The sequence below is a fragment of the Rhizobium sp. 862_C5_N1_2 genome, from assembly GCF_051811205.1.
Lineage (GTDB): Bacteria > Pseudomonadota > Alphaproteobacteria > Rhizobiales > Rhizobiaceae > Rhizobium > Rhizobium leguminosarum.
On the sequence record NZ_JBPWPT010000001.1, the window covers coordinates 3,679,462 to 3,704,167 of the forward strand.

A 24,706-nucleotide genomic window follows, 5' to 3' on the forward strand; every position below is an offset into this window, starting at 1 on the left:
ACCGTGCGGCAGCACTGTCGTCCGCATGAAAATGAGAGTTGGATGGATTACTTTACCGTTGAAATCGCCGGCCGCGCCGTTGCCAGTTTTCGCTCGGAAAATCACGAGGAAGCGACGCATTTCTTCGAGGCGGAAGACTTTCGCGACGATCTGACCATCCTGGAATCCGAAGGCAAGCCCCTGTGGGACCGCAAAGCGGCCCTGAGCTTGCGCAAGGCGACCACCGAGGAAGCAAGCGAAGTCGAGCACGCCTATGAATTCGACGACGATCCCGAACGGACCATCGAGGACGAGTTCGTCGTGTTCCTGGTCCCGGTCGCGGATCTGACCGACGAGGGCGAGGACACAGAAGACTGACCGCCGATCCGCATCTTTTTCCGGTTTCGACGTCATATCGAAGCGACGGGTTCGATATGGCGCCGCCGTTCGCAGGACAGGATGGCGGCGCAGTTGAGGCGGCCTCGGGTTCGAATTCGATAGGCGTCCCTGCGCGAAACCATCGTCGACGAATTCCCTGGCCGCAAGGATGGATCACGGGTTGGCAATCCGCTGGCCAAGCGTGCTAGATTGAGGAAATGCACAGCGCTGCACAATGGCTAAAATGAGCCAAGTGGAGGTGATAAATGGTAGAGGCACAAAAACGCTTGTCCCACACCACCCTCAAACGGCGGCAGCGATTTCACCCCAAGCGGGACGTCAGACCCGCCGTGCTGGCAAAGGCTAATCGTCTGGTCATCTGGGTTGCCGCGTTCATTGGCCTCTCGTTTCTTGCCATCGTCATGCTTCAGGCAGTGTTGGGATAGCAGAGCAAGTGCCGGTCGCTTCCGGCACAAAACGACAGCCGGCTGCTCTCGCTGGGCCGCCGGTATGTCCTACCCGATATCGAAAAATCTCCGCGTTCATTTTCCCAACTCTCCGCATCCGCGCCTGCAATCCATTCGTCCCGTCATTGGACAAGGCAAACGGGCCGCGTGAAAGGAGGAGCGTGTCTTATCCTGTTGCCATTCGCAGATACCGGCAGGAAAAATCCGTGCCTGTCTCTTTTGCCCTGCTCTCGCCTGATTTTCCTATACATTCTTTATAGAGAGTTTCTCCCGTAGCATTCCGTGTCGGTTGGCCGTCCGGCAGCCGTTCAGCAGCATGAAGCAGCATCGCGACGAGGTTAAGCCGCAAGGCCTACCCTTCTCTGACGTTTTGCCGTTTACTGATGGATCGCGCGTGAGGGAGGGTTTGAAATAGGGCGGATCGGCCGGGGCGGCTGTGTTCGCGAAGCAGTCGATGGAAAGGGGTGGGCATGGAAGCGTTCTATATCGTGGTGCTGGTCTCGACGGCGCTCGTGCTTCTTGCCGCTTTTTCGAGCCTGCTCGCCTTCCGTTTCGGCGCCCCCCTGCTGCTGCTCTTCCTGATGATCGGCCTTGCGGCCGGCGTCGATGGCCTCGGCATCGAGTTCAGCAACAATTACCTTGCCTATATTCTCGGTTCCATTGCGCTGGCCGTGATCCTCTTCGATTCCGGCTTCGGCACGCCGATGCAGGCCTTTCGGCTGGCGGCCGTGCCCTCTCTGGCGCTCGCCTCCGTCGGTGTGCTGATCACTGCCTCGCTCTTTGCCTTGGCCGCCATGTGGCTGTTGAATTTCACCTGGCTGGAAGGTCTGCTGCTCGGCTCGATCGTCGCATCGACGGATGCCGCCGCCGTTTTCTTCCTGTTGCGCATCGGCGGCATCAACATCCGCGACAAGGTGCGCTCGACGCTGGAAGTGGAATCCGGCACCAATGATCCGATGGCGATCTTCCTCACCATCGCCCTTGTCGAGGTGCTGGCGAGCGGCGAGCGTTACGCCGGCATCAATATCGGCATGCTCGCCATGTTCGTGCAGCAGATGGGCCTCGGCGTCATTCTCGGCCTGCTCGGCGGCATGATGATCGTGCTGATCGTCAGCAAGCTCGATACCGATCGCGGCCTGACGCCGATCTTCGTGCTGGCGCTCGCTCTTCTCGTCTTCTCCTTCACCGGCGCGGTCGGCGGCAGCGGCTTCCTCGCCGTCTATGTCGCCGGCATCTACGCCGGGAACCGCAAGATGCAGGCGATCGGAACTATCAAACGCTTCCAGGACGGCATGACCTGGCTGGCGCAGATCATCATGTTCCTGGTGCTCGGCCTGCTCGCCACGCCGTCGCAATTTCCTGTCATCATCGTGCCCGCCATCCTGCTCGCTCTCTTCCTGATCTTCGTCGCCCGACCGTTGGCAGTCTGGCTGTCACTGCTTCCCTTCGATTATACCCAGCAGGAAATCGGCTTCGTCGCTTGGGTCGGCCTGCGCGGCGCCGTCTCCATCCTGCTTGCCATCATGCCGATCCTCGGCGGGCTTGAGAACGGCCAGATCTATTTCAACACCGCATTCATCATCGTGCTGGTCTCGCTGCTTCTCCAGGGCTGGACGATCAAGCCCGTCGCCAAGAAGCTCGGGCTGATCATTCCGCCGCGCATCGGCGCCGTCGATAAGGTCGAGGTCGATCTGCCTGGGGCGGCCAACCACGAGTTGCTCTCCTACCGCGTCATCAAGGATAGCCCGGTGCTGCGCGGCGAGCGTATTCCGCGCTGGGCGACACCCTCGCTGGTCATCCGCGACGGCAAGTCGATGCGCTACCAATATGCCGGGCGGCTGCGCGAGCACGATCTTGTCTACCTCTTCATCGTGCCGAGCTATTCCCGGCTGCTCGACCGTCTCTTCGCCAGCCGGGCGCCGGTGGATGACGACGATGCCGAATTCTTCGGAGCCTTCGCGCTCTCCCCCGCCCGCCCCGCCGCCGATCTCGACGCCGCCTATGGCCCCGGCCTGCTCAACGAATCCGAAAAGGGCCTGACGATCGCCGAATTGATGCGGCAGCGCCTCGGCGGCAAGGCCGATTATGCCGACCGCGTCCGCCTCGGCTCGATCATCCTCATCGTCCGCGATCTCGACGAGCACGACCACATCACCTCCGTCGGCATGTCGCTCGAAGCAGTCGAACCGGCAATTACGCTGCCGATCTTCATCAATCTCAAGGACATCACCCAGCGCATCCGCGACCGACTGAACGGACGCCGGAACCGGGAAACCAAGGCCTCCGAAAGCACGCCGAAAGCGCCGGCCGGACGCGACGAAGGCACACGCGAAAACGGCCGTTGAACGCCTTGCGTCTCGAATGATCCTTGCTATGTTCGGCGCAACTTTCGCCAACCACGACAGGATCCTCCCCATGCCTTCTTTCAAGACCCTCGACGATCTTTCCGACATCCGCGGCAAGCGCGTTCTCGTCCGCGTCGACCTCAACGTCCCGGTGAAAGACGGCAAGGTCACCGATACGACGCGCATCGAGCGTGTGGCGCCAACGATCCTGGAATTGTCCGAAAAGGGTGCCAAGGTGATCCTGCTGGCTCATTTTGGCCGGCCGAAGGATGGCCCTTCGCCGGAGCTGTCGCTGTCGCTGATCGCCCCTTCCGTCGAGGAAGTGCTTGATCATGCCGTGCTGACGGCCTCCGATTGCATTGGCGAGGCCGCCGCCTCCGCCGTTGCTGCGATGAATGACGGCGATATCCTGCTTCTGGAAAACACCCGCTTCCACAAGGGCGAAGAAAAGAACGACCCCGACCTCACCAAGGCGCTTGCCGCCAACGGCGATATTTATGTCAACGACGCCTTCTCGGCCGCCCACCGCGCCCATGCCTCGACCGAGGGTCTTGCCCACCACCTGCCGGCCTATGCCGGCCGCACCATGCAGGCAGAGCTGGAGGCGCTGGAAAAGGGTCTCGGCGATCCGGCTCGCCCTGTCGTCGCGATCGTCGGCGGCGCCAAGGTCTCCACCAAGATCGACCTCTTGATGAACCTCGTGAAGAAGGTCGATGCGCTCGTCATCGGCGGCGGCATGGCCAATACCTTCATCGCCGCTCGCGGCACCAATGTCGGCAAGTCGCTCTGCGAACATGATCTCGCCGAAACCGCCAAGCAGATCATGATCGAGGCCGCCACCGCCGGCTGCGCCATCATCCTGCCGGAGGATGGCGTGATCGCCCGCGAGTTCAAGGCAGGCGCCGCCAACGAGACGGTCGATATTAACGCCATTCCCGCCGACGCCATGGTGCTCGATGTCGGCCCGAAATCCGTCGAGGCCATTAACGCCTGGATCGAGCGCGCCGCAACCCTGGTCTGGAACGGCCCGCTCGGCGCCTTCGAGATCGAACCCTTCGATGCCGCAACCGTCGCTGCCGCGAAATACGCTGCTGGGCGCACGGTAGCCGGCAAGCTCACCTCCGTTGCCGGCGGCGGCGATACGGTCTCGGCGCTCAACCATGCCGGCGTTGCCGACGATTTCACCTATGTTTCGACCGCCGGCGGCGCCTTCCTCGAATGGATGGAAGGCAAAGAGCTTCCCGGCGTCGCGGTCCTCAACGCTGCAAATAATCCGCAAGACTGATTTCGCAGATTTTACATGTGGATAGACCGCGGAAGAAAAGAAGCTTCCGCGGTCTTTTGCTCAGAGGACGAAAAAAATCCCAACTTTCAAACGATTGAATTGAATTCAATCGTTTCAATGACTTAGCCTTCCATTTTCCTCCCTATAAACTTCTGTTATCCGCGTTCTATATTCCTGAAGTGCCGATGTTTATTGTTGTGGAGAGAACGAAATGAGCGAACGAGTGGAAGACATTGCAGTGCAGATGGTTACGGGCGGCCGGGGACTGCTCGCCGCCGATGAATCGACCTCCACCATCAAGAAGCGTTTCGACGCGATCAATCTCGAATCGACCGAAACCAGCCGGCGCGACTATCGCGAAATGCTCTTCCGCTCCGACGAAGCGATGAAGAAATATATCTCCGGCGTCATCCTCTTCGAAGAGACCCTGTTCCAGAAGGCCGCGGACGGCACGCCTTTCGTCGATATCATCCGCGCTGCCGGCGCCATTCCAGGCATCAAGGTCGATACCGGCGCCAAGCCGATGGCCAAATATCCCGCTGAAACCATCACCGAAGGCCTTGATGGCCTCGGCGAGCGACTTGCCAGATATTATGAAGCCGGCGCCCGCTTCGCCAAGTGGCGCGGCGTCATCGCCATCTCGTCGACCTTGCCGACCCGCGGTTCCGTCCGCGCCAACGCTCAGGCGCTTGCTCGTTATGCCGCACTTTGCCAGGAGGCCGGGATCGTTCCGATCGTCGAGCCGGAATGCCTGATGGACGGCAAACCGGGCGACCACAATATCGACCGCTGCGCCGAAGTAACCGAGTTCACGCTGCGCATCGTCTTCGAGGAACTCGCCGATGCCCGCGTCAACCTCGAAGGCATGATCCTGAAGCCGAACATGGTGATCGACGGCAAGAACGCCCGCAAGGCCTCGGTCGCGGAAGTTGCCGAACGCACTGTCAAGGTGTTGAAGGCGACCGTTCCATCAGCCGTTCCCGGCATCGCCTTCCTCTCCGGTGGCCAGACGACCGAAGAAGCAACAGCCCACCTTTCGGCGATCAATGCCACCGGCGGCCTGCCCTGGTTCGTCACCTTCTCCTACGGCCGCGCCCTGCAGGACAGCGCGCTCAAGGCCTGGAGCGGCAAGCAGGAAAACGTCGCCGCCGGCCAGCGCGAATTCACCCACCGCGCCGAGATGAACAGCCTCGCCGCCAAGGGTAACTGGAAGAAGGACCTGGAAAAGGCCGCGTGATTATTAACGCTTAGGACTGGGCAGGGGCGGCAAAAGCAGTGTAGCCGCCCCTGCCCCGTCCCTCTCCCCTTCCTCCCATTGTCACGGCGACAAGAAACCGCTTCGTTCCCTCGAAAACCGTGATTACTCATAGCGGCCTGTCACAACAGGAGCCGCCATGAACACCCTCTCCTACGTCACCGTCGATGTTTTCACCTCCACTCGCTTCGAGGGCAATCCGCTTGCCGTCATTTCCGATGCGCGCGGTCTGAGCGATGCGGCGATGCAAAAGATCGCCACCGAGTTCAACTATTCCGAAGTCACATTCGTCCTGCCGCCGGAAGACGCTCAAAATTCCGCCCGCGTGCGCATCTTCACGCCGACGATGGAAATACCCTTCGCCGGCCACCCGAACGTCGGCACCGCCTATGTGCTCGGCCAGCAGGCGGAGATCTTCGGCAAGCCGGTCGGCGATACGCTGCGCTTCGAGGAAAAGGCTGGCGTCGTCGAAGTCAGCCTGAAACGCAGCGGCGGAAAGGTTGCTGCTGCCGCCATCCGCGCACCGCAGCCGCTGGCGATCGGCGATATCATTGCCGAGGAAACCGTCGCCGGCTGCGTCTCGCTCGACCCTGGCGTCATCGTCAGCACCACCCATGCCCCGGTCTTCGCCTCGGTCGGCCTGAACTTCGCCATTGCAGAGCTGAACGGGCTCGAAGCGCTGGCCGCCGCCCGCCCGAACCTTGCCGGGTTTCAGGCAGCTGCCGGCCGCCAGGCGACGAGCGGCCACGACTTCTCGCTCTTCCTCTATGTGAGGACAGCCGAAAATCCATGGAATATCCGCGCCCGCATGTTCGCGCCGCTCGATAACGTGCCCGAAGATCCGGCAACGGGCAGCGCGTCTGCGGCGCTTGGCGCCTATCTCGTCTCACTTGCGCCGGAGGCCGATATGAACGCCCGCATCACCATTGAACAGGGCGTCGAAATGGGCCGCCGCAGCGTCATCACCCTTGATGTCGCGAAGTCCGGCGGCATCGTCAGCGATGTCGTCATCTCCGGAGGCTGCGTTTCCGTCATGTGCGGAGAAATAAGCTTGCAGGACTGACGATCCCGGTGGGGTCGTCGCCCCCGGTTATGCGTAATCCAGGGGCTACATCATGAAGTCGCGTGAAAGCAGAGCCACTGCCCAGACGCCGAAAGCGATCAGCGCGATCTTCCAGAAATCCATCCGCCGTCGGAGGCCGGGAAGCCCGAGCGGCTTGATCAGCTGTATCGCCATGGCAAGGATGAGCAGCAAGGCTATCAGCTTTGTCATGCTTTATTTTTTCCGTTTTTCGGAATGTCACAGGACGGACATTTTTCCGCGCGAACAAGAGGATCTCGACACGCCGTAAAGACATTCCGGGGCACAATCAATCATCTTGAGGCTGGGCTGACGCAGGTCCTGCCTTATGTCCATTGCAAATCGCTAAGACCGAGTCTGGGGAAATGAAGAGAAATCTGCTGTCCGTCGCCGCGCTGCTCTTTGGTACGCTCTTCCTTTTCATGGGCAATGGCCTGCAGGGCATCCTGCTTCCTGTGCGCGGCAATCTCGAAGGCTACGCCACGACGACGCTCGGCCTGCTCGGCACGTCATGGGCTGGAGGCTTTGTCATCGGCTGCCTGGTGGCACCGAAATTGGTGCGCCGTGTCGGCCATGTGCGCGCCTTCTCCGGCTTCATCTCGATCATCGCCATCATCGCGCTGGTCAGCGGCATCATCATCCATCCGGTCTGGTGGGTGGTTCTGCGGGCCGTCACAGGCTTCTCCACCGCCGGCACGTCGATGATCATCGAAAGCTGGCTGAACGAGCGCGCCAGCAACGAGAGCCGCGGCGCGATCTTCTCCCTCTATATCGGCATCACACTGCTCGGCGTTGTCGGCGGCCAGATGATGATCCCGCTCGAGGATGTGCGCACGCCGGTGCTGTTCATGATCTGCGGCATCTTCTATTGCATCGCCATGCTGCCGACGACGCTTTCGACCGCCGCTTCGCCGCAGCCGCTGAAGGCGGTGCGCCTCGACCTGCCTGCGCTCTATCGCAACTCGCCGGTCTCCTGCCTCGGCATCCTGCTCGTCGGCATCGCCAATGGTGCCTACGGCACGCTCGGCGCCGTCTTCGGCGCCGGCGCCGGCCTCTCCGACACCAGCATCGCCATCATGATGAGCGCCACCATCTTCGCCGGCGCCGTGATGCAACTGCCGGCCGGCCGGCTTTCCGATCGCATTGACCGGCGCTATGTGCTCGCCGCCATGTCCGGCATCGCCGCCGTTGCGGGCCTGCTGATCTTTCTGCTCCACCCGACGTCCGCCGGCTTGCTGATCGGGCTCGTTGTCCTTTACGGCGCGGTGGCAAATACGCTCTATCCGATCGCCGTTGCCCACGCCAACGACTTCGCGGCGTCGGAGGATTTCGTCAAGGTCTCCGGTGGCCTGCTACTGCTCTACGGCATCGGCACGGTGATCGGCCCGACGATCGGCGGCCCGGTCATGTCGGCGATCACCCCACATGCGCTTTTCCTCGTCACCGCCATCGCCCATGTGCTGATCACCGTCTACGCCATCATCAGAAGCCGGATCCGCGCCGCCGTCCCGGCCAGCGACCGCGACGCCTACACGACGATCCCGACCGGCACCTCGCCGATGCTGACACCGCAAAGCATGTCGCTTGCCGATCGCGGCACCGGCAAATCTCCTGAAACCGGAAAGTCTCCCGAAAGCGGCGATCCTGCGGTAAAGTTCGGCTAGAGCCATTCCAGCAAAAAGTGCGCGGCGGTTTTGCGTCCGGAATTGCGTGGAAAAACTATAGAGCATTGGCAAACGGAGGACGAACCATGAGCTTCATCGATGATGACCGGCCGCAGAAGAAAGTCGCCCACGAGATCGGCGCCGATCTCTCCATGCTTTCGGTCGACGAGTTGAAGGCGCGGGTGGAATTGCTGAAGACGGAGATCGCCCGTCTCGAGGCCGAGGCCGGTCGCAAGGCCTCCGGGCGGCAGGCGGCGGAAAGCTTCTTCCGCTCGTAATCCGCTAAAAACCCCAAAAAACAAGGCTATAGGCGGATAAAATTACCCGCCTCAAGTCTTAATTCGGCACAATGTTAATAAAATATTAAGCTTTATAAGATATTACTATATTCATCCGGATTTTCTCTGGATCTCAGACAGTTTTCCAAGCGGTGAATTGGTCTGATTTTTCTCCCTGTTTTACCTTGAGAGCCGCGTTTGCGGCTCTTCTTTTTCCTATGGCCGGCGCACTTCCACGAAACTGTGGAGATTAACCCTTTCTTAAGAAACGGCTTGCGCATTTGGGCTAATGATACCATCTTAAAGTCATAAAGACCCGGCCTGGAAACTTTTCCGTCGGTGCCGGCGTTACCTGAATATATGTAGCTGCGTGCAAACAGGGACTATTGCGATGTCGGAAGTTGGGTTGAACACGATCAGTTTTGCAGGCCGCGCCGCTGCATCCTCGCAGTTCAAGGCACTTTACGCGGAAGGCATGTCGCTGGTCGAAGAGACTGCCGCCTACCTCGACGGCCAGGGCCGCGCCGCCTCCAAGGTTCTGCCGCGGATGGCCTCGGTTCTCTACGCCGCGGAATCGATGCGCCTGACCACCCGCCTTATGCAGATGGCCTCCTGGCTGCTGTTGCAGCGCGCCGTCAACAATGGCGAAATGTCCCGTGACCAGGTGCTCGCTGAGAAGAACAAGGTTCGCCTCGACGGCTTCAACGTCGACCGCGCCGCACCCGGCTGGGGTGACCTGCCGGAATCCTTCCGCGACCTCGTCGAACGCTCGCTGCGTCTGCAGAACCGTATCGCCCTGCTCGACCGCGAGATCTACCGCCCGTCCGAAGCGGTGATCATTCATGATAATCAGAACAGCGTCCAGGCCCAGCTTTCCCTGCTGCAGACCGCCTTCGGCAACAACTGACCGATCCGCAAGAATTCGATACAAACCGGCTGCGTCTTACGTGGCCGGTTTTTTGTTTGCCGCTGAACACCACCATTCCGACAGCGTCCTTGGCACGTCTGAAAAGACGCGACACGCTGTAAGCCATTGCAAACGCAAAAAAGCCCGGCGAAACCGGGCTCTCTTCGAATTCCATCGAGCAAAAGCGATTAGAGGCCGAGGCCGCCGAAACGCTTGTTGAACTTGGAGACGCGGCCACCGCGGTCCATGAGCTGCTGGTTGCCGCCGGTCCAGGCCGGATGCGACTTGGAATCGATCTCGAGGTTCATGACAGCGCCCTCCGAACCCCAGGTCGAGCGGGTTTCGTATTCGGTGCCATCGGTCATGACTACCTTGATCATGTGATATTCGGGATGGATGCCTGCCTTCATAACAATCTTCCTGCGATACCGGAGTTCAATTTGCCGCATGCAGTTGCGGCCAACGAACCGATTGAATAAATGAAGCCGCAGTCGTGATGGCTACGGCTTCCCATTAGGATGCGGTGCCTATACATGAAGGACGCCTAGATAACAAGAGCCTACAGGCCGCATTGCGCGGGTCCTGCGGGCGATCGGAGACGATTTGGCAGAGCAGGCACGGGCTGAGGAAAACAAAAGGCGGTCGCTACAGCCGCTCGGCAGGCTGACGCCCTACGTCATGCGTTATCGCGGCATGGTGGCCGGTGCGCTGATGTCGCTGGCGCTTGCCGCCATCACTTCGCTGGCGCTGCCGCTCGCCGTGCGTCGCATGATCGATCACGGCTTCACCCAGTCGGACGGCCGCTTCATCAACAGCTACTTCGCCATGCTGATGGTCATGGCCGTCGTGCTCGCGGTCGCAAGCGCGCTGCGTTATTATTTCGTCATCACCATCGGCGAGCGCATCGTCGCCGATCTTCGCCGCGATGTCTTTTCCCATGTGACGAGGCTGTCGCCCTCCTTCTTCGACGTCAACCAGTCCGGCGAGATCGTCTCGCGCCTGACCGCCGATACGACACAGATCAAGTCGGCCGTCGGCGCCACCGCCTCGGTGGCGCTCAGGAACCTCATTCTCTGTATTGGCGCCATGGGCATGATGATCGTCACCTCGCCGAAGCTTTCGAGCCTCGTCATCGGAGCGATCCCGCTGATTGTCTTCCCGCTCGTCGCCTTCGGCCGCTCGGTGCGCAAACGTTCGCGCGCCGCCCAGGATACGCTCGCCGATGCCTCCGCCTTCGCCAACGAGACGATCGCCGCGACCCGCACCGTTCAGGCCTTCAACGGCGAGGATGCCGCAGCGACGCGTTACGGCACTGCCGTCGAATCCGCCTACGAGGCTGCCCGCGCCGCGATCCGCTCGCGCGCGCTGCTGACGGGGATCGCCATCACGCTGATTTTCGGCAGCGTCGTCGCCGTGCTCTGGGTCGGCGCCCATAGCGTGCTTGCTGGCACGCTCTCGGCCGGCACGCTCGGCCAGTTCCTGCTCTATGCCGTCATCTCCGCCGGGTCGCTAGGCGCGCTGTCGGAGGTCTGGGGCGAACTTTCGCAGGCAGCCGGTGCTGCCGACCGGCTGACCGAACTTCTCGACGAAGTCTCGCCGATCACAGCCCCCGCCAGCCCGCAGGCTCTTCCTTCGCCTAGCCGTGGTCGCGTCGAATTTTCCGGTGTGCATTTCGCCTATCCCTCGCGCCCCGGAAAATCGGCACTGCATGGCTTAAGCTTCGCCATCACGCCAGGCGAGACGGTCGCCATCGTGGGCCCGTCCGGTGCCGGCAAGAGCACCGTCTTTTCGCTATTGCTGCGCTTCTACGATCCGCAGCAGGGCAGCGTGACGATCGATGGCGTCGACGCGCAGCTGACGACGCCCGACGAGCTGCGCCAGCGCATCGCCATCGTGCCGCAGGATGTCACCATCTTTGCCGCCTCGATCCATGACAACATCGCCTTCGGCCGCCCCGGCGCCTCGCGTGACGAGGTCCGCGCCGCAGCCCTTGCCGCGCAGGCCGACGAATTCATCGCCCGGCTGGACCAGGGTTACGAGACCGAGGTCGGCGAACGCGGCATCATGCTCTCTGGCGGCCAGCGCCAGCGCATCGCCATTGCCCGCGCCATCCTGAAGAACGCCTCCGTGCTGCTGCTCGACGAGGCGACCTCAGCGCTTGACGCCGAAAGCGAGACGCTGGTGCAGAAGGCGCTCGACGGCCTGGTGGACGGCCGCACGACGCTCGTTATCGCCCATCGCCTGGCAACCGTGCTGAAGGCCGACCGCATTCTCGTCATGGATCAGGGCCGCGTCGTCGAGGAGGGCACGCATCAGAGCCTGATCCGCCATGGCGGCATCTATGCCCGGCTGGCGCGACTGCAATTCGACGCCGCCAACGAGGATGTGCTCGCTGCGGCGAAATAGCCGGCGCGCACTTCTCCCACCAACAACGACTAAAGTCTGAACCCGCTGCGCCTCCCCGCAGTTGTCTTTCGCGCGTTCTGCCCTAACCTCTTCATTCCCCGGGGTGGGGATATGGCTGCTGAAATCCTTGGGAGGAGATAGGAATGGCACTTTCCGATATGACGCGACGTACGGGCCTTGCGCTCGGTTTCGGTGTGCTTGCGGCCCTTGCCGTCGGTGCGTCTGCCACTGCTGCGGATTTTCCCGATCGCGCGATCACCATGGTCGTGCCCTTCGCGGCCGGCGGCTCGACCGATGTCGTCGCCCGCATCGTCGCGCAGAAGATGTCAGAGGATCTCGGCCAGCAGGTGATCGTCCAGAACGTCGCCGGCGCCGGCGGTAATCTCGGCGCCGGTAACGTCGCCCGCGCCGAACCGGACGGTTACACCATCCTGATGGGCACCGTGGCGACCCACGCCCTCAATCCGCTGATCCTCAAATCGACCCCCTACGATCCCGAGAAGGATTTCGCGCCGATCTCGCTGCTCGTCGTCGTGCCGAATGTGCTGGTCGTCAATCCGGAATTGCCGGCGAAGACCGTGCAGGAGCTGATCGCCCTGCTGAAAGCCGAGCCCGACAAATACAGCTACGCCTCATCGGGCAACGGCACGCCGCTGCATCTTTCCGGAGAGCTCTTCAAGTCCATGGCCGGCGTCAGCATGCAGCACATTCCCTATAAGGGCGCCGGCCCGGCATTGAACGACGTCATCGGCAACCAGGTGCCAATCATGTTCGACAATCTGCCCTCGTCGTCGAGCCACATCAAGGCTGGCACCCTGCGGGCGCTGGCGGTGACCACGGCCGAGCGCGCGCCCTCCTTCCCCGATGTGCCCACGATCGCCGAGTCAGGCATTCCAGGTTACGAGACCTATACCTGGAACGCGCTTTTCGCCCCTGCCAAGACGCCGAACGAAGCGGTGATGCGCCTCAACGCCTCGGCTAAAAAGGCGCTTGCCGACCCTGCCGTCGCTGAACGCATGAAGGAATTCAGCGCCACCATCGTCGGCTCGACGCCGGAGGAACTCGCCACCCATGTGAAGGCCGAACTCGCCAAATGGGGACCGGTCGTCAAGGGCGCCAACATCCAGATGGAGTGATGCCGGAGCACGATGCCGAAAAGTGTGAGTGGTTTTCGGACGACATCATGCTCTCACTATTTAACTTAGAACAGGATTCAGATTTTAGGCCGACCCGGCCTAAAATCATCCTGTTCTCGGGGCATAGCCGCTGGCGCCCTCATTCGCTTGCGTCCAATGGAAACGGTGACAATTGGACGCTAAGCAACCCAATCCTGATTAAGGCAGTGGAAAAGCTCGCCATTTTGATCTAGCCTCCGCTAAGCTGATGGTTGCAATTCAGCGTTTTGGGATTTCGGGAGACATCTATGTATAAATTCGAAGTCTATAAGGATAAGGCCGGCGAGTTCCGCTTCCGCTTCAAGGCATCGAACGGGGAAGCTATGTTCTCGTCTGAGGGTTACAAGGCGAAGGCGTCCGCCATGAGTGCCATCGAATCCATCAAGAAGAACACGCCAAGCGCCGAGGTCGTCGACCAGACGAAGGCCGAGTCCTGAGCAGACCGGCAGCGGCGGCGTGATTGCCGCCCTGCCCTTTCGCACCCTTGAGCAGCGCCGGCGCCCTTGAGCCCGGCCCGCTTGCGATTTTCGGTGCCCTTTTTCTTTTTCGCATATTTTTTTTGAAAGCCATGTCGAAACGACCGGTGGTCGCGCCTCATTGTTTCGGAACGGCCGCGCCGCTCCGCCGGGCTTTACGATTTTCGGGATCTCGATCCCCGCTATCGGCATGCCCGGATCAACGCAACAACGAGATCAGGAGTTTTCCATGCAATATGCTCTCATCATTCGCGAGGCCGCCGAGGATTTCGCCCGCCGCGGCGATCCCGCTTATCGCGACGGCTGGGTCGCCTACAGCAAGGCGCTCGCTCAGGCAGGGATCATGACCGGCGGCGCCGGGCTGACAGGCCCGGAAACCGGCACGATCGTGCGCCGCAAAGGCGAGGAACACGATGTTCAGGACGGGCCTTATCCGGAAGGCAAGGAACAGCTCGGCGGCTTCTATCTGATCGACGTCCCCGACATCGATACAGCACTCGAATGGGCGACCCGCGTCCCGATCTCCGACAAGGGTTCGGTCGAAGTGCGTCCGCGCCTGCAGATGTGAGGCGGTAATGCCGCCCGATGCCGGACGCGCTGCCGAAAAGGTGGCGCGTCAGTCCTACGGCAAGCTGATCGCCTTCCTCACCGCCCGCTCGCGCGACGTGGCGGCAGCAGAGGACGCATTGTCGGAAGCGCTGGCTTCGGCGCTTCGCGTCTGGCCGGAGCGCGGCATTCCCGGCAATCCGGAAGCCTGGCTGCTGGTTGCCGCCCGCCGCAATCTCATGCAGGCGGCCCGCCATCGCACTGTCGAGGCCAATGCGCAAACGACGATATCGATCGCCTTTGAGGAGGCGGAGGAACGCATGAACGAGGCCGGCAACGCCATCTTTCCCGATGAGCGGCTGAAGCTGCTCTTCGCCTGCACCCATCCCGCCATCGACCGCTCCGTGCATACGGCGCTGATGCTGCAGACCGTTCTCGGCATCGAGGCAAAGACTATCGCGCGGACCTTCGTCGTCTCACCTGAGGCGATGAGCCAGCGGCTGGTGCGGGCCAAGGTAAAGATCCGCGATGCCGGCATTCCCTTCGCCGTCCCGCCTCGCCCCACCTTGCCGGAGCGGCTTGCGGCGGTGCTCTCGGCGATCTACGCGGCTTACGGTCTCGGCTGGGACGGTCTCGACGGAGAGGACGAACACCCTTCACTTGCCGGCGAGGCGATCTGGCTCGGCCGCGCGCTTCTGGCGGTGCTGCCGGACGAACCGGAAGCGGTCGGGCTGCTCTCCTTGATGCTTCATTGCGAAGCTCGCCGCAGCGCCCGGCGCGACGGTAGCGGCCGATATTTGCCGCTGGACGAGCAGGATATGGCCGCGTGGAACGCGATCATGATTGCCGAGGCGGATGCACTGTTGCGCAAGGCCGGCGGCTTCGACCGTTTCGGCCCCTTCCAGTGTCAGGCGGCGATCCAGTCCGTGCATGCGGCGCGCCGGCTGTCAGGTACGACCGACTGGCAGGCGCTGACGACACTCTACGCGGCGCTGGTGATGATGAAGCCGACGCTGGGTGCACGCGTCAGCCAAGCTGCGGTGATCGGCAGGGCCTTGAGCGCCGCTGCCGGGCTGGAAGTGCTCGACCGGCTCGATCCGCGCGACGTCGCAAGCTACCAGCCCTACTGGGCTGTCCGTGCTTTTCTCCTGACCCAGGCCGGCGATGATACCGCGGCAGCCGATGCCTATATGACAGCGATCGGCCTCAGCGACAGCCCCGCCGTGCGCGATTTCCTCGCCGGCCGCCTGAAGGGCGCGCAGCAGGGAATGTCGGGCCACTGCATAATTTCCTAAATCGGAATCGATTTAGGGAATTATGCAGCAATTCAAAGTGTTACAGCGTCCATTGCGCGTCTGAAAAGACGCGCGGCTGTAATCATTTCTCGGTCAGCTTCAGCTCGATGCGGCGATTGGTAGAGTGCGCATCCGGCGTATCGCCTGGCGCGATCGGCTGGAACTCGCCGAAGCCGGCGGCAACCAGCCGATCGGCCGGCACGCCCTGTGCAATCAGAAACTTGACGACCGAAATCGCGCGCGCCGAGGAGAGCTCCCAATTGTCGCGATAGCGGCCCGTTCCGGCAAGCGGCACATTGTCGGTATGGCCATCGACGCGCAGCACCCAATTGATCTCCGGCGGAATTTCCTTGGCGAGATCGAGAAGGGCGGCGGCAAGCTTCGCCATTTCGGTCTGCCCCTCCGGGTTGAGATCGGCGCCGCCCGACGGAAACAGCACTTCCGACTGGAAGACGAACCGGTCGCCGACGATGCGGATATTCTCTCGGTCCGAGAGGATCTCACGCAGACGGCCGAAGAAGTCGGAACGGTAGCGGTTCAGCTCCTGCACGCGCGCGGCGAGCGCTACGTTGAGGCGGCTGCCGAGGTCGGCGATCTTGGTCTGCGAGACCCGGTCTTTCTCCTCCGACGCCTGAAGAGCAGCTTCGACGGCGGCGATCTGGCTGCGAAGCGCTGATATCTGCTGGTTCAGCAGTTCGACCTGGCTGAGCGCCCGTTCGCTCACCTGCTTCTGCTCGTCAAGCTCCTGCGTCATCGAGCCGATCCGCTTCTGCGCCGCATCCTGACCGCCCGAGCCGGCATTCAGCAGCGCCTGCAGCCGCGAACGGTCGCCTTCGGCGCTGGCAAGCGAGGCCTGCAGGTTGGCGACAGAATCCTGGAGATCCTGGTTGCTACCCTTTTCGAGCGCGAGAAGCTGCGTCAGCTCGTTGATCTGGCTGTTCAGGCGATTAAGCACCTCATCGCGTCCGGTGATCTCGCGGCTGAGGATGAACTGCCCGACGACGAAGACCGTCAGCAGGAACATGATTGAGATGAGCAGCGTCGACAGCGCATCGACGAAGCCCGGCCAATAATCCACCGTGCGTTCGCGGCGCCGGTTGCGGGCAAGAGCCATAGCTTACTTGCCCTCGCTCTTTTCTGTCTGGCTGGCGCGGTCGCGCATGCGCTCTCCCCTCTCGCCTGCGCGCTCCTGCACGCCGATGCGCTCGGCAAGCCGGTCGAGCGTGCGGCGCATGGCCTTCGCCTCGTCCTGCTGTGCCTCGATCCAGTCGCGCAGCATCTGCTGCTCGTTGCGCATGTTCTTGACGAGGCCCTGAATACCTTCGGCAAGGCTCGCCATGGCGGCGACGGAGCGCTGGCTGCCGGCGCCGCCCTCTTCGGAGACCTTGCGCAGATAATCGGAGAGCGCGCGCATGTCGTCCGAGGAGCCGCCGGATACGGCCTCGAGAGCCGGGGCAAGATCGGAGCCGACATCCGTGACCGAGGAAAGCCAGTTTTCCAGCTCCATGTAGAAGCGGTTTTGCGCGCGGCCGGCCTGCAGGTCGAGGAAGCCAAGAATGAGCGAACCGGAAAGGCCGAGCAGCGAGGAGGAGAAGGCCTGGCCCATGCCGGAAAGCGGCGTGGAAAGCCCTTCCTTCAGCGCCGAGAGCACGTCTCCGGTGCCGTTCGAGCCGGCATCGAGGGACTGAATGACAATGCTGATCGAACTGATCGTGCCGATGAGGCCCCAGAAGGTGCCGAGCAGGCCGAGGAAGACCAAGAGGCCGATCAGGTAGCGTGAAACATCGCGCGATTCGTCGAGGCGGGTAGCGATCGAATCGAGGATCGAGCGCAGCGCCGTCGTCGACAGCGCCACTGAGGACTTGCGGCTGCCGAGCAGCGCCCGCATTGGCGCAAGCAGCCGCGGATTGCGGTTCACCTTGTCGGCGCTGCCGGCGGCGCGGAACGAATTAAACCAGCGCACCTCAGGGCGAAGCGCCAGTACATGGTTGAAAACAAGGATGATTCCGACCGCGAGAACGCCGACGATCAGGCCGTTGAGGCCCGGATTGTGCATGAAGGCGGTCTGCGTCTGCCGGAAGAGGATGGCGGCGATAAAGCCGACGATGACGAGGAAAAGCAGCATCGTCCAGAGGAAGGGCATGGGACTCGAAAGCCTGTTGGCATAAATGCCAGCCGTCTTTTCGGTGGAGCCGATCTCCGCCACATTCACATTTTCCATAGGGTCGCTGCCTCCGGAGTCATTGCTGGCGGAGACTAGAGCAACATTGTGCCGAATTGAAGTATGCCGGGGCGAAAACCGTGACTTTACAACAGCCAGATTTTCGTTCGGTCACTTGGCCGGAACCGGCCGCTTGACGACTTCGATCAGCGCCTTGTGGATGATCTCGTTGCCGGCGACGATCGCGCCGCTCTCCAGCATCGTTACGCCACCGTCCCAGTCGGTGGCGTAACCGCCGGCTTCGCGGATGAGCAGGATGCCGGCAGCCATGTCCCACGGCGCAAGCTCCGCTTCCCAGAAACCGTCGAACCGCCCGGCAGCGACATAGGCAAGATCGAGCGTCGGCGAACCCAGACGGCGGATGCCCGCCACTTCGCCCATCACGTGGCGAAGTTCGACCAGGAACTTGCCGTGATTGCGCTTGCCGAGCGCCGGCACACCGCAGCCGATGACGCAATCCGACAGCGCGCGACGCGCGGCGACGCGCAGGCGTCGGTCGTTCAGGAAGGCGCCGCCACCGCGCTCGGCGGTATAGAGCTCGTCGGTCGCCGGATTGAAGACGACGGCGGCAACGATCTCGCCGTTGCGTTCGAGCGCGATCGAGACAGCGAAGGCCGGGATGCCGTGCAGGAAGTTCGTCGTGCCGTCGAGCGGGTCGACGATCCAGCGATGCGCGCCGTCGGTGCCCTTGATTTCCTCGCTTTCCTCGCCGAGGAAGCCATAGGTCGGACGCGCCTTGAGCAGCTCTTCCCTGACGATCTTTTCGGCCTTGCGGTCGGCGGTGGAAACGAAGTCACCCGGTCCTTTCACGGACACCTGCAGGTTCTGCACTTCGCCGAAATCACGTCCCAGCGATTTTCCTGCCTTGAGGGCAGCCTGAACCATGACATTGAGAAGAGCTGAACGGGCCATCGGCGCATTTTTCCTTGGGACTGATACGGGGCGCGCGCGCTGCCAGGGGCGGGAAGTGTCCCTGAACATGCATGACAGGCAGCGCTGCGAAGATTGGCGGCCTCAAGACCACAAAATCAGGGAAATTTCAAGGGGAGGCGCGCATGGCTGCCCTGCGGCGCCGGAAACCATTCATTTTATTCTGGACAGATCAGTCCAATAAGAGTAGAAGCCTGTTCATGGCACGACACAAGGAATTCGATCGCGACACCGCCCTTCATGCCGCCATCGGCGTATTTTCCGAGCACGGCTATGAAGGCACCTCGACCGAGGAATTGCTGACGGCGATGAAGATCAGCCGGCAAAGCATGTACGACACCTTCGGCGACAAGCGCGGTCTCTATCTGGAAGCGCTAAAGCGCTACAATGTGGAGAGCATCGACAAGATCATCGCCGATCTTCGCCGCGAAAACCGGCCGATCGAGGCGCTGGAAGGCGCTCTCGTCGCCTTCGCCTCGCGTCCCGCTGCCGAGGCGCGGCGCGGCTGCCTCGGCGTCAGCGCCATCTGTGAATTCGGCCGTACCGATGCCGAGATCGCAGCTCTTACCGACAGCGCCGGCCACGCGCTTCACGCGGCGATCGAAAGCCTTCTCGCTGAGGCTCGCAGGACCGGAGATCTCGCAACAGAGATCGATATCGCCGACGCCATTCCGTTTCTCGGCGCTGCCCTGTCGGGCATGAAAGTCAGCGCCCGAAACGGCGTCCCACCCGAGACGCTCCGCGGTATCGCACACATGGCAATCAGAAGCCTCCGCTGACGACGGGGCACCTCCGAACCGGCCTTTCCATGACCAATTCTAGACTGATCAATCCAAAAACAAAGGAAACCTGCATGTCTCAACCCCTTTCCACCAAGATCGCTCTCGTCACCGGCGGCTCGCGCGGCATCGGTGCCGCCATCGTTCGAAGACTCGCCGCTGACGGCGCCGCCGTCGCCTTCACCTATTCCAGCTCCGAGCACGAGGCGAAGGCGATCGTCGCCGAGCTGGAGGCTGCTGGCGGCAGGGCGCTGGCGATCCGGGCCGACAGTGCCGATGCGAAGGCCGTACAGGATGCCGTCGCGCTGACAGCCGGGCATTTCGGCGGTCTCGACATTCTCGTCAGCAATGCCGGCATTCTCATCCTCAACCCGCTCGACGACTATTCGCTCGAAGATTTCGACCGGATGTTCGCCGTCAACGTCCGCGCTGCCTTCGTCGGCATCCAGGCAGCGGCAAGACACATGAAGGAAGGCGGCCGCGTCATCACCATCGGCAGCGTCACCGCCGATCGCAGCGGCTTTCCGACCTCCTCGGTCTATAGCATGACGAAAGGCGCGATCGCCTCGATGACCCGCGGCCTCGCCCGCGATCTCGGCCCACGCGGCATCACCGTCAACAACATCCAGCCCGGCCCGACGGCGACCGACATGAACCCCAATGAGGACGATCATGAGCGCCTCAAGCCGCTGATGGCGCTTGGCCGCCTGGGTGAGGACCGCGAGATCGCCGGCCTCGCCGCCTATCTCGCCAGTGCCGAGGCTGCCTTCGTCACCGGCGCCAGCCTGACGATCGACGGCGGTTACCTCGCCTGAATAGAGAGCCTGCAGGGTGATAACCAAAAACCGGCGGCATCCTGCGATACCGCCGGCTTCGGTCTGGCTGTTCAAACAGGTCCTAGAACTTCTGTTGTGTCATCAGCACTTCGCGAGCGATCTGATCGAGCGGCAGGACCCGGTCGACGCCGCCTTTGGCGATCGCCTCCTTCGGCATGCCGAAAACGACGGAACTCGCCTCGTCTTGCGCCACCGTGTAGGCGCCGGCCTGGTGCATTTCCAGCATGCCGCGCGCACCGTCGTCGCCCATGCCGGTCATGATGATGCCCATGGCGTTCGAGCCGGCCGAGCGCGCCGCCGAGCGGAAGAGCACGTCGACGGAAGGCCGGTGTCGCGACACCAGCGGCCCGGTCTTCACGCTCACATAATAGCGCGCACCCTGGCGCTCGAGCAGCATGTGCTTGTCACCAGGCGCGATCAGCACATGGCCGCGCAGCACCGGATCGCCATCGACGGCTTCCTTGACCTCGACCTCGCAGAGCCCGTTCAGCCGATTGGCGAAGGCGGCGGTGAATTTCTCCGGCATGTGCTGGACGATCACCGTACCAGGCGCATTGGCCGGCAGTTCTTCCAGGAACTCGCGCAGTGCTTCTGTGCCGCCGGTGGAAGCGCCGACGCAGACGACCATCTCCGTCGTCTTCGCCATGGCCCGCCCAGTCGGTGGCGGCAGCATCACATCCGCCGTCAGTTTCTTGGCCGGCCCCTCCGCTGAAGCGGAACGGATGGTTCCGGCGGCGCGGCGGACATTGGAAAGTCGTGCATGCGAGGCGCTTTTGACGACTTCGCGAATACGCATCGCATCATCGGCAAGGCTGTCGGCGGCCCCGATCTTCGATTTCAGAATGACGTCGACCGCACCGGCCTCCAGCGCCTGGATCAGCGTCTCCGAACCCGCCTCCGTCAGCGACGAACACATCACGACAGGGATCGGCCGCTGCGCCATCAGCTTGCGCAGGAAGGTAATGCCATCCATGCGCGGCATCTCCACATCGAGCGTGATGACATCGGGGATCTCCTCCTGCAGCTTCCGCGCCGCCATGAAGGGGTCGGATGCGACCGCCATGATCTCGATATCGGGATCCTGCTCCAGCACGTGGGTCAGCGTCTGGCGGACGCTGGCGGAATCGTCGATGATGAGAACGCGGATTTTCTTAGCCATGAATGCCCCTAATGCATGCCGTCCAGAAGTGCGCAGCGGTTTTGGGATGACGCCATGCGCTTAGATACGCTGAAATACCGTATTCGAGACCTGCTTCAACGGCAGATCGAAGCCGGTGATCGATTCAGAATGGCCGATGAACATGTAGCCGCCCTTCGCCAGGCAATCACAGAGGCGGTTGAGCACGCCGGCCTGAGTCTGCTTGTCGAAGTAGATTAGCACGTTGCGGCAGAAGATGACGTTCATCGCCTCGCCGATCTGGTATTTCTCGTCCATCAGGTTCATGCGGGCAAAACCAATCTTGCTGCGCAGTTTCGGCGTGATGCGCACCTCCCGCCGATCCGGTTGCTTGGCCGTCAGCACGTATTTGCGCTGTAGATCGCGCGGCACGGGCGCGACGAGGTCTTCCGGGTAGATGCCGCGGCGCGCCGTCTGCAGCACGTCGGTGGAAAGGTCGGTGGCCAGAACGCTGTAGGAGACGTCGTTGCGGCCTTCGGTGAATTCCGCCAGCACCATCGCCATCGTGTAGGGCTCGGCTCCCGTCGAGCAGGCAGAGCTCCAGGTGCGGATGGTCCGAACGCCGCTATTGGCGATCGTTGGCAGCGCTACCGTCTGCAGATAGTCGAAATGCTTGGCTTCGCGGAAGAAGTCGGTCTTATTCGTCGTCACCACGTCGATCAGGTAGACGGTTTCCTGGTCGAGCCCGTCGTGATTGAACAGGAAGTCGCAATAATCGTCGAAGGTGGCATGGTTGGTTGCGCGAAGGCGGCGCCTCAGCCGCCCTTCGAGCATCGTCAGCTTGGTCGGCGGCATCTTGATGCCGCTGTAATCGTAGATGAACCGGGCAAGCTTGTCGAAATTGCGCTTGCTGATCCGGTCGCCCGGCAATTGGGTTTCCACCGCTGCTGCCATACTCATAGAACGCAGTACTCCGAGTCGATGCGCGGGTCAGGCCGCCGATTGCAGTGCCGAGGCGTCCTCGCGCGACAGCAACCGTGCAAGATCGATGATGACGACGAAGCCGTTTTCACGGCGAACGACGCCGGCGATATAGTCCGAGCGCCAGCGCACGCCGATGTCAGGCGCCGCCTCGATCTGCTCGCGCCGGAACGGCGTGACCTCGAAGACGCGGTCGGCGACGAGGCCGAGGGTCAGGAGCCGGCTTTCCATCGGCACGTCGAGGACGAGCACGCGCGTATGCGGCGTCGGCACGGTCTTCGTCATGCCGAGCTTCAATCGAAGATCGATCGTCGGCACACCCTGCCCGCGCACGTCGCGCAGGCCGAGCAGATAGTCTGGACCATTCGGAATCTTGAAAGCTTCCGCATAGTCAAGGATTTCCCGTACGACCTCAACCGGCACGGCGAAAATCTCCTCGCCGAGGCTGAAGGTCACGAATTGCGCTTCCAGGGATGTCGTGGCCATGATCATGCGCTTTCCTTGAATTCGGCGTCCCCATCGTCGGGACCGCCCATGGAGAGATCGAGAGCGAAGCCTTTTACCCGCGCCTGCTGGCCGGCAACGCTGTTGGCAGCCGGCTTCCTGGTGCTGGGCTTGCGACCGGCGGCCTGTGCCGGACTGCGGACCGTGACCTTGGCGGCCGGCGTGCGGGACTGGCGATTGCTTGCTGTATCGACCTTGAAGAAGGCAATCGAAGCCTGCAGCTCTTCCGCTTGGGTCGCGAGCTCTTCCGAGGTCGCCGACATCTGCTCGGAAGCACCGGCATTCTGCTGCGTCACCTTGTCGAGCTGCTGGATCGCCTCGTTGATCTGCGAGGCGCCGACATCTTGTTCGCGGCATGCGGCGCTGATCTCGGAGACCAGTTCCGCCGTCTTGCGGATGTCGGGCACCAGCCGGCCGAGCATGTCGCCGGCTTCCTGAGCGGCCTTGACCGTATCGCCCGACATAGAGCTGATTTCGGCAGCAGCCGACTGGCTGCGTTCGGCAAGCTTGCGCACTTCCGAGGCGACGACCGCAAACCCCTTGCCGTGCTCTCCGGCGCGCGCCGCTTCGACGGCAGCATTGAGCGCCAACAGATCGGTCTGGCGGGCGATTTCCTGGACGATGCCGATCTTCTCGGCAATGGTCCGCATCGCCTGTACGGCGCGCGTCACCGCGTCACCACTGGCTTCCGCGTCCTTGGCCGACTGACGGGCAATCTTCTCAGTCTGGGCGGCGTTATCGGCATTCTGCTTGATGTTGGCGGCCATCTCTTCCATCGAGGCGGAAGCCTCTTCGGCCGAAGCCGCCTGTTCTGTGGCGCCCTGCGAGACCTGCTCGGAGCTCGAGGACAGTTCCTGGCTGCCCGCCGAGACATTTTCTGCGGCAGCAGCCGCATCGGAGACGACGCCACGCAGGCGCTCAACCATCTGTTCGAGGGCAATGCCGAGCGTGTCCTTCTCCGAAAGCGGCTTCGGAGACACCGTCAGGTCGCCGTTCGCGATCTGGTTGGCGATCTCAGCAGTGCTGCGAAGATTGTCCGTCATGACGTTGATCGTGTTGACCAGATCCTTGATCTCGTCGTTGCTCTTGATCTCGATCTTCTGGTTCAGGTCACCGATGGCGACGGCGCTGGCAACGTTCATGATCTTGCGCAGGCCGCTGTTGACACCGAGCGCGATCCACAGCGCAGCAGCGAACGCGATGACGGAAGCCCCGATAGCGATGCCGATCAGCATGTTTTTCGTCGAACTATAAAGAATGTCTGTATCGTTATCGGCTTGCGTCATCGACTTCTGCTGAAGCGTGACGAGCGTCTCGAAAACATCTTCGAGTTCCATGACGAGAGCGCGAACCTCTCCGGACGAAAGCGCCGCTGCCGCTGCCCTGTCGCCACTTTCCTGGATAGAGGCGACTTTGTTGGAGCCCTCACTGAAGCGTTTGGCCAACTCGACCAGCCTGTCCCAGGTGGGCTTGCCCTCGGCAGTTGCGAGCTGTTGGCCGCCCGTGGCGAAAACTACCATTTCATCCAGGCTCTTCGCCGAATTCTGGTAGTCTTTCCTGGCTACTTCCGGATCCATTTCCAGAAGGGCATTCTTCTGCCAGCGAACAGCATTAAGCTCCGCAGTCTTTGCCTCTAGAGCCAGTTCCAGCCTCTTTGCCGGACCCGAAATAAGGTTGCCGACAGCATCGTTCAGGGAACTGAGGCTGATGATTCCATAGACCGCGCTGCCCACCAGCAACAATATGACAAAGCCAAATGCGGCTGCGAGCTTAAGTTTAATCGTAATACGCATCTCAATAT

General features: G+C 61.9%; 25 protein-coding genes. 16 read left to right on the top strand and 9 right to left on the bottom strand.

Features of this window, described 5'->3' with window-relative positions; genetic code table 11:
- The first annotated feature begins 42 nt into the window (after positions 1-42).
- The 6 genes from ACD590_RS18365 to ACD590_RS18390 all read left to right on the top strand — a co-directional run bounded on the left by ACD590_RS18365 (position 43) and on the right by ACD590_RS18390 (position 6,772).
- Positions 43-357, top strand: a complete 315-nt coding sequence (locus ACD590_RS18365; RefSeq protein WP_018243469.1) for a hypothetical protein — start codon at positions 43-45, stop codon at positions 355-357.
- 266 nt (positions 358-623) lie between these two features.
- Positions 624-803, top strand: coding sequence for a hypothetical protein (locus ACD590_RS18370; RefSeq protein ID WP_018445937.1), 180 nt, complete (start codon positions 624-626; stop codon positions 801-803).
- 491 nt (positions 804-1,294) lie between these two features.
- On the top strand, positions 1,295-3,169 hold the full coding sequence (locus tag ACD590_RS18375; RefSeq protein WP_026188519.1) for a potassium/proton antiporter: 1,875 nt from the start codon (positions 1,295-1,297) through the stop codon (positions 3,167-3,169).
- Between the two features lie 70 nt (positions 3,170-3,239).
- Entirely contained in the window at positions 3,240-4,454 is a 1,215-nt protein-coding gene (locus ACD590_RS18380; protein WP_439003141.1) for a phosphoglycerate kinase, read from the top strand.
- Positions 4,455-4,665: 211 nt separating this feature from the next.
- On the top strand, positions 4,666-5,691 hold the full coding sequence (locus ACD590_RS18385; protein ID WP_018243473.1) for a class I fructose-bisphosphate aldolase: 1,026 nt from the start codon (positions 4,666-4,668) through the stop codon (positions 5,689-5,691).
- 157 nt (positions 5,692-5,848) lie between these two features.
- A complete protein-coding gene (locus ACD590_RS18390; protein ID WP_018445940.1) occupies positions 5,849-6,772 on the top strand; it encodes a PhzF family phenazine biosynthesis protein in 924 nt (307 codons plus the stop codon).
- A 45-nt stretch (positions 6,773-6,817) separates the two neighbouring features.
- Here the strand turns inward: ACD590_RS18390 and ACD590_RS18395 are convergent, their stop codons facing one another.
- A complete protein-coding gene (locus tag ACD590_RS18395; RefSeq protein ID WP_018243475.1) occupies positions 6,818-6,982 on the bottom strand; it encodes a hypothetical protein in 165 nt (54 codons plus the stop codon).
- Positions 6,983-7,155: 173 nt separating this feature from the next.
- On the opposite strand from ACD590_RS18395, the gene ACD590_RS18400 reads away from it, so the two are divergent.
- The 3 genes from ACD590_RS18400 to rcdA all read left to right on the top strand — a co-directional run bounded on the left by ACD590_RS18400 (position 7,156) and on the right by rcdA (position 9,639).
- Positions 7,156-8,454 (top strand): MFS transporter, encoded by a 1,299-nt coding sequence (locus ACD590_RS18400; protein ID WP_018445941.1) that lies wholly within the window; start codon positions 7,156-7,158, stop codon positions 8,452-8,454.
- An 86-nt stretch (positions 8,455-8,540) separates the two neighbouring features.
- Positions 8,541-8,732: a DUF1192 domain-containing protein gene (locus ACD590_RS18405; RefSeq protein ID WP_018243477.1), complete on the top strand. Its 192-nt coding sequence runs from the start codon at positions 8,541-8,543 to the stop codon at positions 8,730-8,732.
- Positions 8,733-9,123: 391 nt separating this feature from the next.
- Positions 9,124-9,639 carry a protease adaptor protein RcdA gene (gene rcdA / locus ACD590_RS18410; protein ID WP_018243478.1) on the top strand — a complete coding sequence of 172 codons (516 nt, stop codon included), beginning with the start codon at positions 9,124-9,126 and terminating at the stop codon, positions 9,637-9,639.
- Between the two features lie 188 nt (positions 9,640-9,827).
- On the opposite strand, the gene rpmE is transcribed toward rcdA, so the two are convergent.
- Entirely contained in the window at positions 9,828-10,049 is a 222-nt protein-coding gene (gene rpmE / locus ACD590_RS18415) for a 50S ribosomal protein L31 (RefSeq protein WP_003542805.1), read from the bottom strand.
- Between the two features lie 193 nt (positions 10,050-10,242).
- On the opposite strand from rpmE, the gene ACD590_RS18420 reads away from it, so the two are divergent.
- From ACD590_RS18420 to ACD590_RS18440, 5 genes are all read left to right on the top strand, one after another.
- The gene (locus ACD590_RS18420; RefSeq protein WP_018243479.1) at positions 10,243-12,045 is read left to right on the top strand and encodes an ABC transporter transmembrane domain-containing protein; all 1,803 of its coding nucleotides are present in this window, start codon (positions 10,243-10,245) and stop codon (positions 12,043-12,045) included.
- Positions 12,046-12,188: 143 nt separating this feature from the next.
- A complete protein-coding gene (locus tag ACD590_RS18425; protein ID WP_018243480.1) occupies positions 12,189-13,181 on the top strand; it encodes a Bug family tripartite tricarboxylate transporter substrate binding protein in 993 nt (330 codons plus the stop codon).
- Positions 13,182-13,468: 287 nt separating this feature from the next.
- Complete coding sequence (locus ACD590_RS18430) at positions 13,469-13,657, top strand: YegP family protein (protein ID WP_017968150.1); 189 nt, start codon at positions 13,469-13,471, stop codon at positions 13,655-13,657.
- Between the two features lie 268 nt (positions 13,658-13,925).
- On the top strand, positions 13,926-14,264 hold the full coding sequence (locus ACD590_RS18435) for a YciI family protein (protein ID WP_026188521.1): 339 nt from the start codon (positions 13,926-13,928) through the stop codon (positions 14,262-14,264).
- Between the two features lie 7 nt (positions 14,265-14,271).
- Positions 14,272-15,537, top strand: coding sequence for an RNA polymerase sigma factor (locus tag ACD590_RS18440; protein ID WP_222284760.1), 1,266 nt, complete (start codon positions 14,272-14,274; stop codon positions 15,535-15,537).
- An 82-nt stretch (positions 15,538-15,619) separates the two neighbouring features.
- Here the strand turns inward: ACD590_RS18440 and ACD590_RS18445 are convergent, their stop codons facing one another.
- The 3 genes from ACD590_RS18445 to ACD590_RS18455 all read right to left on the bottom strand — a co-directional run bounded on the left by ACD590_RS18445 (position 15,620) and on the right by ACD590_RS18455 (position 18,670).
- The gene (locus ACD590_RS18445) at positions 15,620-16,651 is read right to left on the bottom strand and encodes a peptidoglycan -binding protein (RefSeq protein ID WP_018445945.1); all 1,032 of its coding nucleotides are present in this window, start codon (positions 16,649-16,651) and stop codon (positions 15,620-15,622) included.
- A 3-nt stretch (positions 16,652-16,654) separates the two neighbouring features.
- Positions 16,655-17,758, bottom strand: coding sequence for a MotA/TolQ/ExbB proton channel family protein (locus tag ACD590_RS18450; protein WP_130653020.1), 1,104 nt, complete (start codon positions 17,756-17,758; stop codon positions 16,655-16,657).
- A gap of 111 nt (positions 17,759-17,869) precedes the next feature.
- Complete coding sequence (locus ACD590_RS18455; protein ID WP_439003142.1) at positions 17,870-18,670, bottom strand: inositol monophosphatase family protein; 801 nt, start codon at positions 18,668-18,670, stop codon at positions 17,870-17,872.
- A gap of 218 nt (positions 18,671-18,888) precedes the next feature.
- Between ACD590_RS18455 and ACD590_RS18460 the strand changes: the two genes are divergently transcribed.
- Together ACD590_RS18460 and ACD590_RS18465 are read left to right on the top strand one after the other, a co-directional pair.
- Entirely contained in the window at positions 18,889-19,467 is a 579-nt protein-coding gene (locus tag ACD590_RS18460) for a TetR/AcrR family transcriptional regulator (protein ID WP_222284758.1), read from the top strand.
- 74 nt (positions 19,468-19,541) lie between these two features.
- A complete protein-coding gene (locus tag ACD590_RS18465) occupies positions 19,542-20,282 on the top strand; it encodes a 3-oxoacyl-ACP reductase family protein (protein ID WP_222284756.1) in 741 nt (246 codons plus the stop codon).
- A gap of 82 nt (positions 20,283-20,364) precedes the next feature.
- On the opposite strand, the gene ACD590_RS18470 is transcribed toward ACD590_RS18465, so the two are convergent.
- Genes ACD590_RS18470 through ACD590_RS18485 form a run of 4 tightly spaced genes read right to left on the bottom strand, consistent with a single transcriptional unit; the run spans position 20,365 to position 24,698 of the window.
- Entirely contained in the window at positions 20,365-21,462 is a 1,098-nt protein-coding gene (locus tag ACD590_RS18470) for a protein-glutamate methylesterase/protein-glutamine glutaminase (RefSeq protein WP_439003143.1), read from the bottom strand.
- Positions 21,463-21,522: 60 nt separating this feature from the next.
- Positions 21,523-22,380: a CheR family methyltransferase gene (locus ACD590_RS18475; protein WP_247265965.1), complete on the bottom strand. Its 858-nt coding sequence runs from the start codon at positions 22,378-22,380 to the stop codon at positions 21,523-21,525.
- Between the two features lie 30 nt (positions 22,381-22,410).
- Positions 22,411-22,893 carry a chemotaxis protein CheW gene (locus ACD590_RS18480; protein ID WP_018072866.1) on the bottom strand — a complete coding sequence of 161 codons (483 nt, stop codon included), beginning with the start codon at positions 22,891-22,893 and terminating at the stop codon, positions 22,411-22,413.
- Positions 22,890-24,698, bottom strand: a complete 1,809-nt coding sequence (locus tag ACD590_RS18485; RefSeq protein ID WP_047622709.1) for a methyl-accepting chemotaxis protein — start codon at positions 24,696-24,698, stop codon at positions 22,890-22,892. The genes ACD590_RS18480 and ACD590_RS18485 overlap by 4 nt, the downstream gene beginning before the upstream one ends.
- Positions 24,699-24,706 lie beyond the last annotated feature (8 nt).